This is a genomic window from Streptomyces sp. NPDC053048 (assembly GCF_044547045.1).
GTDB lineage: Bacteria > Actinomycetota > Actinomycetes > Streptomycetales > Streptomycetaceae > Streptomyces.
The window spans coordinates 383,008-397,668 of sequence record NZ_JBITZS010000005.1 but is presented as its reverse complement, the minus strand read 5'-3'; the positions used below and the strand labels follow the sequence as shown (position 1 = coordinate 397,668).

Here is a 14,661-nt window from a genome sequence, read left to right as displayed (position 1 = left end):
TCGCAGATGGTGTGAGGGCCCGTACCACAGCGTCTTCCACTGTGGCCTCTGCTCGGCAACACCGCCAGGGCCGATCGGGGGTGTCCGGGGCCCCGGACGAGCACGGGATCGATCCGCGCATCGCCCGGGGGGACTCACCGGGTCACGGACTCACCAGGTCACCAACTCACCGGTCACGTTCTCACCAGGTCACCGGGATCCCGGCCGGCATGATGGCCATGCGGTTGGGGTGCCAGGGGACCTCCGCCGGTGGCACGGCGAGGCGGATGCCGGGCAGGCGGTCGAGGAGGACGCGGAAGGCCACGTCCGACTGGCGCCGGACCAGGTGGGCGCCGGGGCAGTGGTGACGGCCGTAGCCGAAGCGGAGGTGCGGGTTGGGGGAGCGGGCGGGGTCGAAGGTCTCGGCGTCGGAGAACGCGGCCGGATCGTAGTTGACCGCGTCCAGGGAGAGCAGGACCATGTCGCCCTCCTTCACGTCCGCGGAACCGAGCCGCGCGTCCCGGGTGACGAAGCGCGGGATGGCGTTGCCCAGGACGACGCTGCAGCGCAGCAGCTCCTCGACGCACTGCGGCATCGTCTCCGGGCGGGCGCGCACCGCGCTCATGACATCGGGACGCTGCAGGAGGTTGAGGACGGCGACGCCCAGGAAGCTGGCGAAGTCCTCGTAGCCGCTGACGAAGAGGACGGCCACGATGTTCGACAGCTGCCGGTCCGTCAGGCCCTGCTGCTCGGCGTTGAGGTCGGCGAGGCGGTCCGCGAGGCCGCGCGGCTCGCCGGGGCGGCGGGCGGCCATGTGCTCGCGCATGTACACGCGGATCTCCTCCCAGTTGCGGGCGAGCTCCTCGTGGGTGGGGGTGACCATGGTCAGGTCCAGGTCGGCCCGTACGGCGAGCCAGGCGTGGTCCTCGAAGGGCAGGCCGAGGAGCCGGCACATGCACTGGCCGGCGACCCACTCCGCGAAGTGGTGCTGCAGGTCGCCGGGGCTGCCTTCGCGGACCATCGCGTCCAGGCCCTCGCGGGTGACGGCCTCGACCCAGTCGGCGGGCAGCTCGGGCTGGTTGCGGCCGAGGGCCTTGAGCACCTCGTCGCGCAGTCCGGCCTTCTGCAGGTGGTTCATCGCGTCGAGCAGCTCGGGCGCCAGGATCGGGGCGTCCTGCGCCGGACTGTCCGCCTCGGCCAGCACGGAACGGGCGAAGGCACGGTCACGCAGCACGTGCTGCGTGAGCTCGTAGCCGGTGACGAGCCACGCCTGCTCGCCGGAGTTGGTACTGACCCGGGCCACGGGACAGCGGCCGCGCAGCTCGGCGAGCTCGGGGGCGAGCCGGTCGCCCTGCGTGCTGAAGGGGTAGTGCGGGAGGGCGGACGTGGACGCCTGCGGTGTGGTCATGGGTGCGGGTCTCTTTCCTGAGGGGTCGGCCTGGCGGATCGTCACCAGCGCACCGGCAGCCGGGCGGGTGCGCGCAGCGGGGTGGACTCGTCCCAGGGGATGGTCTCCGCCGGCACAGCCAGCTCGATGCCGGGAAGCCGTTCCAGCAGCACCTCGATCGTGATGGCCAGCTGCATGCGGGTGAGGTGACCGCCGGTGCACGCGTGGGGCCCGTGCCCGAACGCGATGTGCGGGTTGGGAGTCCGGGTCAGGTCCAGGCGGTCGGGCTCGGCGAACGCCTCCGGGTCGCGGTTGGCGGACGCCGGTACCGGGACCACCGCGTCACCGGCGCGGATCCGCTGCCCGTGCAGGGTGAAGTCCTCCGTCGCGACGAGGATGTTGATGGCGTTCATCAGCGGGACGTACCGCAGCAGCTCCTCGACCGCGGTGCCGATCCCCTCGGGCGCCTCGCGCAGCGCCCGCAACTGCTCGGGGTGGGTGAGCAGGACGAGCAGGGCATTGCTCGTGTGCTGGATGTTGGTCTTGTAGCCGGCCATGAGCATGGTGACGACGAAGCTGACGACGTCGTCACGGGTCAGCTCGCTGCCCGGACGGCGGACCTCGGCCAGCAGCAGCCGGATGTAGTCCTCGCCGTCGCTGTCCTTCTCCTTGAGGGAGATGAGCGCGTCGGCGTAGTCCTGCAGCGCGTTCAGCGCCGCGAGTACCTCCTCCATCGTCAGCCCGGACGCGCCGAGGAGCGCGAGGGTGTGCGGCAGGTAGATCTCGCGGTCCTCGTACGGCAGCCCGGTGGTCTCGCACAGCACGCGCAGCGGCAGCGGGTCGGCGTAGGCGGCGACGAGGTCAGCCGTGCCGTCCACGGCCCCGGCCACCATCGCGTCGACGAGCTCCCCGGCCATCGCCCGGATCCGCGGCTCCATGAACTTGAGCCGGCTCCGGCCGAACATCGGCAGGACGGTGCGGCGTACGCGCTCGTGGTGCTCGCCGGTCATCTCCAGGAAGGTCGGCAGAGCGGGCGGCGGGGCGTCGTCCCCTTCGCGGGGCGGCCAGGCCGACAGCAGCGGCCGGATGAGCCGGGGGTCGGCGAACGCGGCGCGCGCGTCCTCGTAGCGGCTGATCAGCCAGCCCGTCTCGCCGTTGGGAAGCAGTGCCTTGACGACGGGCTGCTCGGTACGCAGGCGGGCGTAGGCGCACGGCGGCCCGGCGGTACCGGGTTCGGACTCGGGGACCGGGATGACGGCTTCGGGGTGACTCGTGCTCGTGCTCACGCGGTGCGCTCCGATCCTGTGGGGCGTGCGAGGTAGCCGGAGGTGAAGAAGTACTCCAGGTACCGGTCCAGCAGCGCGGAGTCGACCGGCGGGCAGTCAAGTCCGCTGCCGGCCAGCGCTTCCTCGGCGTTGCGCTGCCCCAGGACCGGGAAGGTGCCCTTGAGGTACATCTCCTTGACGGACATGTCGGCGTTGCGGCTGCGGTCGACGCACAGGGACACGAACGGCGCCGTGGCGCTCGTCGGATTCTCGGCGACGTGACGCACCAGCTCGCCGACCCATCGGTCGTACGGCAGCGTGCGCAGGGCGAAGCCCGCCGCGCGCATGCGGTCGAGGACGTCCGAGAGCATCGCCGGGCGGGGGTTGGTGAGGTGGTAGACCCTGCCGTCGGCCGGTCGGCGCGTGGCGATGTGGACCACGGACTCGGCGAGGTGGTCGACGGGGACGAAGTCCATCGGCAGCTCGATGTCGGGAGCCAGCCCCGTCTCGGCGATCACCTTGAACAGCGAGCAGATGGCCGTCTCGGTGTTGCACGCGCCGTGCACCCGGTCGCCCGTCACCTCGTACGGCCGGTACACGGCCACCGGCAGGCCCTGCTCGGCCGCCCGCCGCAGCACGCCCTCGGCGACCCACTTGCTCTCCGCGTACCCCATGGTGAGCCCGTCCGCGTGGGCCGGCGGCAGGTCCTCGTCCACCTCACGTACCCCGGCGGTACCGAATCCGGCGACGACGGCGACGGTCGAGACGAAGTGCACCGGCACGCGGCGGGGCGCCGCGATCCGGATGACCTCCCGGGTGCCGTCGACGTTCGCCGGGCGCAACTGCTCGTAGGGGTAGAGGAAGTTCACGCGTGCGCCGTTGTGCACGACCAGGTCCAGCCGGCGGGCCAGCTCGTCGGCGTGTGCGGCCGGCAGCCCCAGGCCCGGCTCGGTGAGGTCCCCGGGGAAGCACTCCACGCGCCGCCACTCGGCCTCGTCGAGGTGGAGCCCGTAGCGGGCGAGGGCGGTGCGCACCCGCCGCTCGGCGTGGGCCGGGCTCGTCGCCCGTACGGGGCAGTGGACGCGGGCGGCCGTCGAGCGCAGCAGACGGTGCAGCAGGAACACGCCGACGAACCCGGAAGCGCCGGTGAGCAGCACGTGCTCGGGGTCCTGCGGGCGCGGGGCCGGGCCTTCGGCGGGCGGGAGGTCGAAGCCGAGCTCGGCTTCCTTGTCGAAGTCGACGACCGGTTCCGCTCCCGTCGTACCGCCGGAGCCGCCCCGGGCCTCGCGGACCGCGGAGGTGAAGCCCTCCAGCGTGGGCGCGGCCAGCAGGGCCCTGATCAGGGTGGAGCCCAGGGCGGCGTCGAGGTCGAGCACCGCGAGGGTGCGCGTGACGGCCTCCGAGGCGAGCAGGGAGTCGCCGCCGAGGTGGAAGAAGTCGTCATCGGGCATCGGGCGCACGCGCAGCACCTGCTGCCACACCTCGGAGAGGACGCCGAGCAGGCCCTCGACCTTCGGCTCGTCCGTCTCCTCCGTAGCCGTCGCATCGCCGTCGTGGGCGGTCAGTGGCGCGTTGGCCTTCAGGCTGGTGCGGTCGACCTTGCCGCCGCTGGTCACCGGGAAGTGGTCCATGGGCATCAGCGCGGGGACGGCCTGCGGGGGCAGCCACTGGGCGCAGTACGCGCGCAGGGCGGGCAGCGGCAGGGGGCTGCCGGGTACGGCGGCGGTGACGTAGGCGGTCAGCGAGCCCGACTCGACCTCGACGACGGCTTCGCCGACCTCGGGGTGGGCCCGTAATCGGGCCTCCACCTCGTCGAGTTCGACGCGCGCGCCCCGCAGCTTGACCTGGCGGTCGAGGCGTCCGCGGTACTCGAGCAGCCCGTCGGCGGTCCGTACGGCCCGGTCGCCGGTCCGGTACAGCAGCCCGCCCGGTTCCACGGCGGGCAGCGGGACGAACCGCTCGGCGGTCAGCCGCGGGTCGCCGAGGTAGCCCAGGGCCAGCCCGTCCCCGCCGACGTACAGCTCCCCTTCCTCTCCGGGCTCCGCGACCGAGCCGTCGGCCCGCAGGACGTGGCAGGTGGAGGCGCCGAAGGGACGGCCCAGGGGGACGTGCGTGGCGTCCTCGGGCAGGGGGCGCAGCACATGGGCGGTGGAGACCACGGCGTTCTCGGTCGGGCCGTAGAAGTTGACCACCGTGGTGCCGGGGCAGGCCGCGAGGACGGCGTTCGCGAGGTGCGGGTCCATCGCCTCCCCGCCGGCGGAGACGAAGCGCAGCGTGGCCAGTGCCTCGGGGCGGGTGCGGGCGACGAGGTGGAAGACGCTCGTCGTCAGATAGGCCACGGTGACGCCCGCCGCGTGGAAGAGCTGTTCCAGAGCGGTGGGGGAGAGCAACTCCTCCCGGTCGGCGATGACCAGGCAGGCTCCGGTGAGCAGCGCGCCCCAGATCTCGATCGTCGAGGCGTCGGAGGACAGGCCGTAGGCGTGCAGTACCCCGTCGCCGGGTCCGGGCGGGGGCAGTTCGGGCTCGGACAGCACCAGGCGCACCACGCCCCGGTGGGGTATCGCGACGGGCTTGGGGCGGCCGGTCGTGCCGGAGGTGAAGGCCACGTAGGCGCAGTCGGTCGCGGAGCCGGTACGAGCGGGAGCGGCGGTACGGGCGGGGGCGGTCGGCGTGGGGTCGCCGGCGACCGGGGCGAGGGGGGCGATGTCGACTGACGCGCGTAGACCGCGCACGCGGCGCGTACTGCCCGGCAAAGTGACCGCGGCACTCAGTCCCGCGTCCTCGGCCATGGCCCGCAACCGGGCCGGCGGAAGGTCCTCGTCGAGCGGCACGTACGCACAGCCGGCCTTGAGGATGCCCAGCAGCGCCACCAGTGCCTCCAGCGAGCGGCTGCCGCACACGCCGATCAGCTCACCGGGGCGGACGCCGTGGGAGCGCAGGCGCTCGGCCAGGGCGTCGGCGTGGGCGTCGAGTTGCCCGTAGGTCACGACGCGATCCCGGTGCCGGGCGGCCGGCGCGTCCGGCCGCGCGGCGGCCTGCGCCTCGAACAGCTCGGGGATGCGGCTGTCCCGGGGATAGGCGGGCGCGGTGGCCGGTGGAGCGGACAACGGGCGTGACGCGGATATCGGGCGTGACGCGGATAACGGGCGTGACGCGGATAACGGGCGCTGCGGGGATAACGGGCGTGACGAAACGTCGGTGTCGGTCATCAAGTCCTTCCAGCGTGAGCGGTTGTCGTGCGACGGGCCTGCGCGGCCCGTGTGGGGAGGGGCCGGGGACTCAGCCGGTGCTGCCGTCCGCGCCGGCGCCCTTCTCGGCGAAGTCCGCCGCGAACGCGGCGAAGTCGGCGCTGCGCCAGTGCTGCGGGCGCATGCGGAAGAGGATGTCGTCCTTGAGCTGGAACGAGGTCGCCGCCAGATACGCGCGGGCCTCCTCGGGGTCCAGGTACCGCTGGGCGATCGCCTCTCGCACGGCCGGGTCGATCGGGTCCTCCATCGCCGTGATCGGCCCCTCGACGCTGACGTACCGGTAGGGACGTCCCTCGTCCTGCACGCAGAGGCTGAAACGCCCGGCGGCGCGCAGCAGCCGCGCCTTGATGCTCTCCCGGGCCGTCCCGACCAGGACCTCGCCGCCGGGCTCGTAGCCGTACCACACCGGCACGATCAGCGGCGCGCGGTCGCCGCCCCGGGAGTCGGTGACGCCCAGGACGCCGACGCGTGGTTCGGCGAGGAATCGTTCGCGGTTGTCGCGTGGCATGGAAGGCAGCATGCGGTGGGGCTCCTGTCTCGGTTCTCGGTGATTGTGTGGCTGAAGTGACGCTGTTGTGCGGGCGTCACCGTGTGGGCAATCTTGAGAGCGAGTGATCAATCCCCGACCGAATGGCCAATAAACTTGGGTTTTAGGCGGTTTTGAGCCGCTTCTTGCGCCCGGTTCAGGGGGCTTTGGTCATGCCTCTCCGGCGAACACTCCTGCCCGTGCGGCGACCACCGCCGCCTCGGCGGCCCGGTCCGCGGCCGCCTCGTCGAGCGGCTCGCCGGTGGTCAGCAGGCGGTAGTAGAGAGGGGCGGAGACGGCCCGGACGACCTCGTGGGTGTCGGTCCCGGCGGGCAGTTCGCCGCGCTCGACGGCCTGCCGGACGCACGGCTCCCATTCGGCGACGCGGATGGCGTAGAAGCGACGCAGCGCGGCGGCCGTCTGGTCGTCGCAGGTCGCGGCGGTGATCACCGCCTTGAACAGGGCCCCTTGGCGAGGGTCGGCCAAAGTGCGCTGCACCAGGCGCGCGTTCGCGCGCAGGTCGCCGAGGAGCGAACCCGTCTCCGTGCGCGGCAGCGACTGTTCGGCCATGTCGGCGAGCAGTTCGGCGACCAGGTTGGCCGGGGTGCCCCACCGGCGGTAGACGGTCGTCTTCCCGACCTCCGCGCGGCGGGCGACGTCGGCGAGGTCGAGGCGGGTGAGGCCGCCGCCCTCCGCCAGGGCGTCGCCGGCGGCCTGCAGTACGGCTGCCCGAACGCGTGCGGTGCGTCCGCCGGGGCGCACCGTTCCCGGCTCACCGCTCACACCCTCCGAGGTCATAACGGGACTCCTATTCCATTAAGCGGGTCGTCTCTGTTACGTTGTACCCATCTTAACGGGACGGGCGTCCCGATAGTGAGGGTCATGGTGCTGCTCGAGCCGCAGGGCGCCGGGCAGTGCAAGGGGAAGGGAACGGCAATGGAATACAGAAGGCTGGGCGCGTCGGGACTGATGGTTCCGGCACTGAGCTTCGGGGCGGGCACCTTCGGCGGACGCGGGGACCTCTTCAAGGCCTGGGGCAGCACCGACGCGGCGGAGGCGCGCCGGCTGATCGACATCTGCCTGGAGGCGGGCGTCACCATGTTCGACACCGCGGACGTCTACTCCGGCGGCGCCTCGGAGGAGGTCCTCGGCGCCGCCGTCAAGGGCCGCCGCGACCAGGTCATCCTCTCCACCAAGGCCGGCCTGCCGATGGGCGACGGCCCCGCGGACGCGGGCACCTCCCGCTCGCGCCTCGTCAAGACCGTCGACGACGCCCTGCGCCGCCTCGGCACCGACTACATCGACCTGTTCCAGCTCCACGCGTTCGACGCGGGCACCCCGGTGCACGAAGTCCTCGCCACGCTCGACGACCTCGTACGGGCCGGGAAGATCCGCTACACCGGCGTCTCCAACTTCTCCGGCTGGCACCTGATGAAGTCGCTCGCCGACGCGGACCGGCACGGCTACCAGCGCTACGCCGCCCACCAGGTCTACTACTCCCTCGTGGGCCGCGACTACGAGTGGGAGCTCATGCCTCTGGGCCTCGACCAGGGCGTCGGCGCCGTCGTATGGAGCCCCCTCGGCTGGGGACGGCTGACCGGCAGGATCCGTCGCGGGCAGCCGCTCCCGGCCGGCAGCCGGCTGCACGACACCGCCGACTACGGCCCTCCCGTGGAGGACGAGCTGCTCTTCCGTGTGGTCGACGTCCTCGACGAGATCGCCGAGGAGACGGGGAAGTCCGTCCCCCAGATCGCCATCAACTGGCTGCTGCGCCGCCCGACCGTCTCCTCCGTCATCATCGGCGCCCGCAACGAGGAGCAACTGCGGCAGAACCTCGGCGCCATCGGCTGGAGCCTGACCCCCGACCAGGTGGCCCGCCTCGACGCGGCCAGTGCCAGGACCGCTCCGTACCCCTACTACCCCTACGAACGCCAGGAGGGCTTCGCACGCCTCAACCCGTCCCCGCTCGGTCGCGCGGGAAGCGGGGCGTAGCCGTCGGACGCCCGCCGCCCCGTCAGGGGCGGCGGCGCACCCCTGCCCACAGGAGGGTGACGACGCTCGCGGCGGCCAGCCCGCCGGTGATGCCCAGGGTCGTGGTGTCGGGCGCGCGGTCGGAGGGATCGACGAGGTACGGCTCGAGGAGTCCGGCCGGGTCCTTCAGGAGCACGACCTTCTGGCCCTCCTCGAAGTCGCCGAAGCAGTTCTGCTGCTGGGAGAGACGATGGGTGGCCCCGGAGGCGTCGACGACCGTGCAGGTGTGCAGTTCCGTCCCCTTGAGGTTCCGCTGCGTCCCGGTGGCCGCCACGACGCCGTCCACGGTGTCGCCCGCCTTCTTCGTGTAGAGGTCGTAGAACGCGGGCCCCGCGAAGAGCGGGAGCCCGAACAGCAGCGCGCACGCCAGCGTCGCCGCGCCGGCCCGGTGCCACAGCCCGCCCACCACGATCGCGGCCGTCGCCACGACGCTCAGGAACAGCGGGACGCCGAGCCACATGCCGTACGGGTACTGACCGCTCACCCCCGCGAGCACGGCGCCGAGCGGAAGGAGCAGCGCCCAGAGCAGCGAACCGGGCCACCTGGACGCGCGGCCGGGCTTCGTCGCGACCTCGGCGGCCGCCGCGAACCCCCCGACATCCCCGGCCTCCGCGATCACTGGGTGCGTCGGCGCTGGGCGGGGCTCGGATGTGCTCACGGTTCTCCTCTGCTTTCCGCTGCTTTCCGCTGCGACTGTCGGGGGAATCGTCGCACGTGTATACGGTCAGCGACCGGAGGGCCCGTCAGAGGGCCCGGCAGTGGGTCCGGCTGAGCGGTCGGCCGCACCGCACAGGGAGGCGGAGCATGAGTACGTGCGCGCATGACGACACGCAGCACACCGATCCCGTCCCCCTGCACCGGTTGCAGGTGCCTCCGCCGCAGGTGCCGCCGTTCGCCATGGGCTCGTTCGACTCGCTCGGACCCGACTCCCGGGCGGGCTATCCCCACCGGCACACCTTCTACGAGATCGTCTACGTCACCGGTGGCTCGGGGGCCCACGTCATCGATCTCGTCCGCCGGCCGCTGCGCCCGCCGCACCTGTGCGTCCTGCTGCCCGGCCAGGTGCACTACTGGGAGCGGGCGTCCGACCTCAGCGGTGTCCTGATGCTGTTCACCGAGGACTTCCTCCTGGCCCGCCCCGGCGACCGGCACCTGCTGCGCGCGCTCGGCGAGCGGTCCTGGCTGCACCTGCCACCCGGGCCGGGGGCCGAGCCGGGCGAGGACGCCGCCGGCATCGGGGCGCTGGTCCGGTCGATGGAACGGGAGTGCACCGCCAGGGCGGACGGCTACGTCTCCGTACTGGAGGCCTACCTGCACATCCTCCTCGTCCGTGCCCTGCGCCTGCCCGCCGCACGGGAACACGGCACGGCCACGGGCCGGGCAGCGGAGGTGTCCCGGGAGTTCGGCCTGCTCCTGACCGAGAGCGCGGGGGCCGACGGGTCGGTCGGTGCCTACGCGGCCCGCCTCGGCGTCTCGGTCGGCCATCTGAACGAGGTGGTGAAGCAGGCGACCGGCCGGACCCCCGGCGAACTGGTACGCGCGGCCCGGCTCCTGGAGGCGAAACGGCTGCTCACCGGCTCCGCCCTGGCCGTCGGGCAGGTCGCGCGGCGCGTGGGGTTCACCGATCCCGCGTACTTCTGCCGCTTCTTCCGCCGGGAGACCGGCATCAGCCCGGGAGCCTTCCGGCGGGCGGCGGCGGGGTCGGGGGTGGGAGCGGCCCCGGACGAGTGAGCCCGCAGGGTGGGTGAGCCGGCAGGACGGTGGGCGCCGGACGGCGACCCGCGGGAATCACCACGTTCCCCGAACGGAGTCCATCGATCCGCACGTCCGTTCTCCCTAGGTTCGTCAACGAGCCACTCACCCCCAGGAGGCGGACCATGACGGACGAGCACTCCGGCACCGGCACCGGCACCCCCGAGCCCTCGGGGCGACGGGCGGTCAGCCGCAAGACGCTGCTCAAGGCGGCACTCATCGCGGTGCCCATGCCCGCGCTTCTCGGCAGCGGCGTGGCCCTCGCGCGCGACCACCGGCCGTCGGACGCGCCCCTCACGCCGACGCCGTACTGCGACGACGGGGACGACCCGACTCCGCCGCAGACCGAAGGCCCGTACTTCAAGCCCCGGTCCCCGGAACGCGCCTCCCTGCTGGAACCGGGTACGCGAGGCACCCGGCTCACGGTCAGCGGCTACGTCTTCGGCCTGACCTGCCGCCCGGTCGCCCACGCCCTGCTCGACTTCTGGCAGGCGGACGCGGCCGGCGCGTACGACAACACGGGATTCCGGCTGAGAGGACACCAGTACACCGACGCCCGCGGGGCCTTCAGGCTGACCACGATCGTCCCAGGGCTCTATCCGAGCCGCACCCGCCACATCCATGTCAAGGTCCAGGCCCCGGGTGGCCCCGTCCTCACCACGCAGCTCTACTTCCCCGGTGAGCCCCGCAACAACACCGACCCGATCTTCCACCCGGACCTCGTGATGAACGTCCGCCAGGCCGGTCCCGCGAAGCAGGCGACGTTCGACTTCGTCATCGGCGGAGGCTGATCGCGTCCGCCGTCGGCGCGGCCGGCACGGCCGGTTCGCGCAAGGGGAGCAGGAGGAGCCAGCCCACGGCGGGCAGGGCGATCAGGGGGATCAGCGCGGTCCGCAGTGACGTGGCGTCGGCGAGCGCTCCGATCAAGGGGCTGGCGAGGCCGCCGACGCTGACGGCCAGGCCCAGGGTGACGCCGCCGGCCGTGCCGACGCGCCGGGGCAGGTAGTCCTGCCCGAGGGTGACGTGCAGGGAGAAGGGCACGTACAGCCCGGCCGAGGCCAGGACGACGAACAGATGGACGAGCGGCCCAGGGACGAGGACGACTCCGGCGACGGCGGCGACGGTCAGCGCGTACGACCACCGGACGACGGTGACGCGGGTGTGGCGGCCGGCGAGCCGGCCGCCGGCCACCGTGCCCACCGCACCGCCCAGGTAGAGGAGGAAGAGGGCGGCTGTGCCGGCGAGCTCTCCACCCCCGGTGCTCTGGCGGACATGGAGCGAGATGAACGCGCCCAGGCCGACGAAGACGACCGAGCGGCACATGATGGCTCCGGAGAGCTTGAGGAAGGAGGACCAGTCGTCCTTCGCGTCGGGTCCGGCCGTACGGGCCGCCGCCACGGCCGGGCCGGCCGCCGCGAGCGAACGCAGCGCGGTCGCGCAGAGCACCGTGCCCACGACGGCGGGCACGACCAGCAGCGGGGTGGCGTGCAGGCCGCCGGTGGCGACGACGACGGCGACCACCGGCGGCGCGGCGGCGAAGCCGAGGTTGCCGCCGAGCGAGAACCAGCCCATCGCCGCATGGCTTCCCCGACTGGCGCGCCGCGCCACCCGGGCGGCCTCGGGATGATAGGCGGCGACGCCGATGCCCGACACGGCGACCAGTGCCAGGGTCAGGGCGTAGGGGCCGCCGATGCCGCACAGGGCGACGCCGATGCCGCTCAGGAGCGTGCTCACCGGCAGCAGCCACGGAATGTTCCACCGGTCGGTGAGCGCCCCGAACAGCGGCTGCACCACGGACGACAGCAGCGAGGCGGCCAGGACGATGCCGGACGCGGCGGCGTAGGTGTAGGCGCGCTCGGAGACGAAGAACGGCACCAGGGAGGCCACCGCTCCCTGGTAGACGTCCACGCACGCGTGGCCGATCGACAGCAGGGTGAGGGATCTGTTCGGCGGGGGAGTGCCGCGGTTCGTCGTCACGCTTCGATCGTGGCCCCGGGGCCGTGTGACGTGCTTCCGATAAAATGCCAAATCATGCCGGAGATCCGCCACTTACCGCAGGCCCCCACCCGCGTACGGACCCTGGCCGCCGGGCAGCACATCGACGCCCATCGCCACGACGACCATCAGATCGTCTACGCGGGCTCCGGCGTCGTCGCCGTCACCACGCCCGCCGGCACCTGGTTCGCCCCCGGCACCCGCGCCCTGTGGATCCCCGCCGGGACCGTCCACGCCCACCGCGCCCACGGCCGCCTCGACCTGCGTCTCGTCGGCCTGCCCGCCGACGACAACCCTCTCGGGCTCGAGGCCCCCACCGTTCTCACCGTCAGCACGCTGCTGCGCGAACTGATCCTCGCCTACACGCGCGCCCCCGACGACGACAGCGCCGAGCGCGGGCGCCTGCGTGCCGTCCTGTGCGACCAGTTGCGCGCCTCCCCCCAGCAGCCCGTGCAACTGCCCACTCCCACCGACCCGCGCCTGGCCGCCGTCTGCACCCTCGTCCACGACAACCCCGCGGACCCCCGCACCCTCGCGGCCCTCGCCACCGCGACCGGAACCGGCGAACGCACCCTCAGCCGCCTCTTCCGTTCCGAACTCGGCATGACCTTCCCCCAGTGGCGCACCCAGTCGCGCCTCTACCACGCCCTGCGGATGCTCGCCGACGACACACCCGTCACGACCGTCGCCCACCGCTGCGGCTGGGCGTCCACGAGCGCCTTCATCGACGTCTTCCGCCGCGCCTTCGGCTGCACCCCGGGCACCCACAACCGCCGGTCCTGACCGGCGCGGGGATGCGGCCGGGCCATTGCCCGGTGTCCCGCCCCCGTGCACCCTGATGGTCTTATGGAGACAGGTATGCTGCCCGTGCCCGGGGCCGGGATCCACTACGAGGTGCGCGGCTCGGGCCGGCCCCTTCTGCTCGTCAACGGGGGTGACGGTGACGCGGCCCTGTTCGGTCCGCTGGCCGCACTGCTCGCGGAGGACCACACCGTCATCACCTACGACCTGCGCGGCAACTCCCGCAGCCGCCTCACCGGCCCGCCCGAGACGCAGTGGATCGAGGGCCACGGCCAGGACGCCCACCTGCTGCTGAGCGCGCTCGCCGGCGGCGAACCGGCGTACGTCTTCGGCACCAGCTACGGCGGGATGATCGGCATGGACCTGCTGTCCCGGCACCCCGGCCAGGTGCGGGCGCTGGTGGCGCACGAGCCGTTCGTGATCGATCTCCTGCCCGACGCGGACCGCTGGCACGCGTTCTTCCAGGACGTCTGCGAGCTGTACGAGCGCGAGGGCCTGGACCCCGCCCTGCGGACGTTCGCCGAGGCGATCGGCGTGGACGCGCCGCCGGAACCGGCGGAGGGCCTGCCCGAGCCGGTGCGCCGGATGCTGGCGCGGGTCCGGGCCAACATGGACACCTGCCTGAGGTACGAGCTGCGCTCGTTCGTCCGGTTCAGGCCGGACATCGCCGCACTGCGCGCGGCGCGCTTCACGCTGGTGGCAGGCAGCGAGGGGCCGGGCACGCTCCTGCACCGCACGACGCGGGCCCTGGCGGAGAGTGTCGGCACGGGGATCGCGGACTTCCCGGGCGGACACGTGGGCTTCCTGACGCACCCGGCGGACTTCGCCACGGCCCTGCGCGGGACCTTCGGGGGGTGAGCCGCGGTTGCCCGACGGGCGACCGGAGCCCCCTGCGCCGCACCGGGAGCACCGGCTTCCCGCCAAGTTGCCGGGGTCTCGTCCCACGACTCCCTTTCCCCAACGGCGGTCTGTAGCCTGCGGCGTGGCCGGTGACCGGTGACCCGCTTCCCGTTCGGCGGGCGGGCGCCGGAGCGCACGGCATGTACGGCTCGTGACCCATGCACTCGCGTCGACCGACGGAGGGGACACATGAAGTCGCACTATCGCCTGCCGGGAATCCTGGCGGCCGCCGCAGCAACGCTCGTCACGTCGGGGATCGCCGACGCCTCGGCCGCGTCCCCGGACAGCAAGCCCAACCCGAGCGGTGCCACCGCCTACGGCTGGGTCCGCAACGCCAACAGCGCCCACTGCCTGGCCGTTCCCGGTGGCAGCACCGAGAACGGCATCGGACTCATCCAGTGGGGCTGCGGCAGCTGGCGGGACCACTACTGGCAGTTCGAGTACGCCTTCAACAACGGCGGACGCAACTACTACCGCATAAGAAATCTCAACAGCCAGCAGTGCCTCGCCGTACCGGGCGCCAGCACGACGCCGGGCACGCAGGTCATCCAGTGGCCCTGCGGAACCTGGAAGGACCACTACTGGGGCATCGAGTACACCAACCAGGGCACGCGCCTGGTGAACTGGAACAGCGGCCAGTGCCTGGCCATCCCCGGTGCCAGCCGGGTGCAGGGCGAGAAGGCCATCCAGTGGCCCTGCGGCACGTGGGCGGACCACTTCTGGAACTTCTGAGTGATCGTGCCTGTGCCCGTTCCCGGCCCAGGGCCAACGGCGTGC

General features: G+C 72.7%; 13 protein-coding genes. 6 read left to right on the top strand and 7 right to left on the bottom strand.

Annotated elements, in window-relative coordinates; genetic code table 11:
- Positions 1-181: 181 nt before the first annotated feature.
- From ACIG36_RS15775 to ACIG36_RS15755, 5 genes are all read right to left on the bottom strand, one after another.
- On the bottom strand, positions 182-1,387 hold the full coding sequence (locus tag ACIG36_RS15775) for a cytochrome P450 (protein ID WP_399927160.1): 1,206 nt from the start codon (positions 1,385-1,387) through the stop codon (positions 182-184).
- A gap of 41 nt (positions 1,388-1,428) precedes the next feature.
- Positions 1,429-2,652: a cytochrome P450 gene (locus ACIG36_RS15770; RefSeq protein ID WP_399927157.1), complete on the bottom strand. Its 1,224-nt coding sequence runs from the start codon at positions 2,650-2,652 to the stop codon at positions 1,429-1,431.
- A complete protein-coding gene (locus ACIG36_RS15765) occupies positions 2,649-5,738 on the bottom strand; it encodes an amino acid adenylation domain-containing protein (RefSeq protein WP_399927155.1) in 3,090 nt (1,029 codons plus the stop codon). Before ACIG36_RS15765 ends, ACIG36_RS15770 begins: the two co-directional genes overlap by 4 nt.
- Positions 5,739-5,910: 172 nt before the next feature.
- Entirely contained in the window at positions 5,911-6,387 is a 477-nt protein-coding gene (locus ACIG36_RS15760; protein WP_399927152.1) for a pyridoxamine 5'-phosphate oxidase family protein, read from the bottom strand.
- Positions 6,388-6,576: 189 nt separating this feature from the next.
- The gene (locus ACIG36_RS15755) at positions 6,577-7,203 is read right to left on the bottom strand and encodes a TetR-like C-terminal domain-containing protein (RefSeq protein WP_399927150.1); all 627 of its coding nucleotides are present in this window, start codon (positions 7,201-7,203) and stop codon (positions 6,577-6,579) included.
- Positions 7,204-7,341: 138 nt separating this feature from the next.
- On the opposite strand from ACIG36_RS15755, the gene ACIG36_RS15750 reads away from it, so the two are divergent.
- Complete coding sequence (locus ACIG36_RS15750; RefSeq protein ID WP_399927148.1) at positions 7,342-8,397, top strand: aldo/keto reductase; 1,056 nt, start codon at positions 7,342-7,344, stop codon at positions 8,395-8,397.
- Positions 8,398-8,419: 22 nt separating this feature from the next.
- Here the strand turns inward: ACIG36_RS15750 and ACIG36_RS15745 are convergent, their stop codons facing one another.
- Positions 8,420-9,094 (bottom strand): hypothetical protein, encoded by a 675-nt coding sequence (locus ACIG36_RS15745; protein WP_399927146.1) that lies wholly within the window; start codon positions 9,092-9,094, stop codon positions 8,420-8,422.
- Positions 9,095-9,240: 146 nt separating this feature from the next.
- Here ACIG36_RS15745 and ACIG36_RS15740 point away from each other — a divergent pair, with 146 nt between their 5' ends.
- Positions 9,241-10,167 carry an AraC family transcriptional regulator gene (locus ACIG36_RS15740; RefSeq protein WP_399927145.1) on the top strand — a complete coding sequence of 309 codons (927 nt, stop codon included), beginning with the start codon at positions 9,241-9,243 and terminating at the stop codon, positions 10,165-10,167.
- 146 nt (positions 10,168-10,313) lie between these two features.
- Complete coding sequence (locus tag ACIG36_RS15735) at positions 10,314-10,979, top strand: dioxygenase (RefSeq protein ID WP_399927142.1); 666 nt, start codon at positions 10,314-10,316, stop codon at positions 10,977-10,979.
- Here ACIG36_RS15735 and ACIG36_RS15730 read toward each other — a convergent pair.
- Positions 10,963-12,165, bottom strand: a complete 1,203-nt coding sequence (locus tag ACIG36_RS15730; protein WP_399927139.1) for an MFS transporter — start codon at positions 12,163-12,165, stop codon at positions 10,963-10,965. The two genes, ACIG36_RS15735 and ACIG36_RS15730, sit on opposite strands and share 17 nt — an antisense overlap.
- A 54-nt stretch (positions 12,166-12,219) precedes the next feature.
- Between ACIG36_RS15730 and ACIG36_RS15725 the strand changes: the two genes are divergently transcribed.
- The 3 genes from ACIG36_RS15725 (at position 12,220) to ACIG36_RS15715 (ending at position 14,616) form a co-directional block, all read left to right on the top strand.
- The gene (locus ACIG36_RS15725; RefSeq protein ID WP_399927137.1) at positions 12,220-12,966 is read left to right on the top strand and encodes an AraC family transcriptional regulator; all 747 of its coding nucleotides are present in this window, start codon (positions 12,220-12,222) and stop codon (positions 12,964-12,966) included.
- 75 nt (positions 12,967-13,041) lie between these two features.
- The gene (locus tag ACIG36_RS15720; protein ID WP_399927134.1) at positions 13,042-13,842 is read left to right on the top strand and encodes an alpha/beta fold hydrolase; all 801 of its coding nucleotides are present in this window, start codon (positions 13,042-13,044) and stop codon (positions 13,840-13,842) included.
- A 231-nt stretch (positions 13,843-14,073) separates the two neighbouring features.
- Complete coding sequence (locus ACIG36_RS15715) at positions 14,074-14,616, top strand: RICIN domain-containing protein (RefSeq protein ID WP_399927131.1); 543 nt, start codon at positions 14,074-14,076, stop codon at positions 14,614-14,616.
- Positions 14,617-14,661 lie beyond the last annotated feature (45 nt).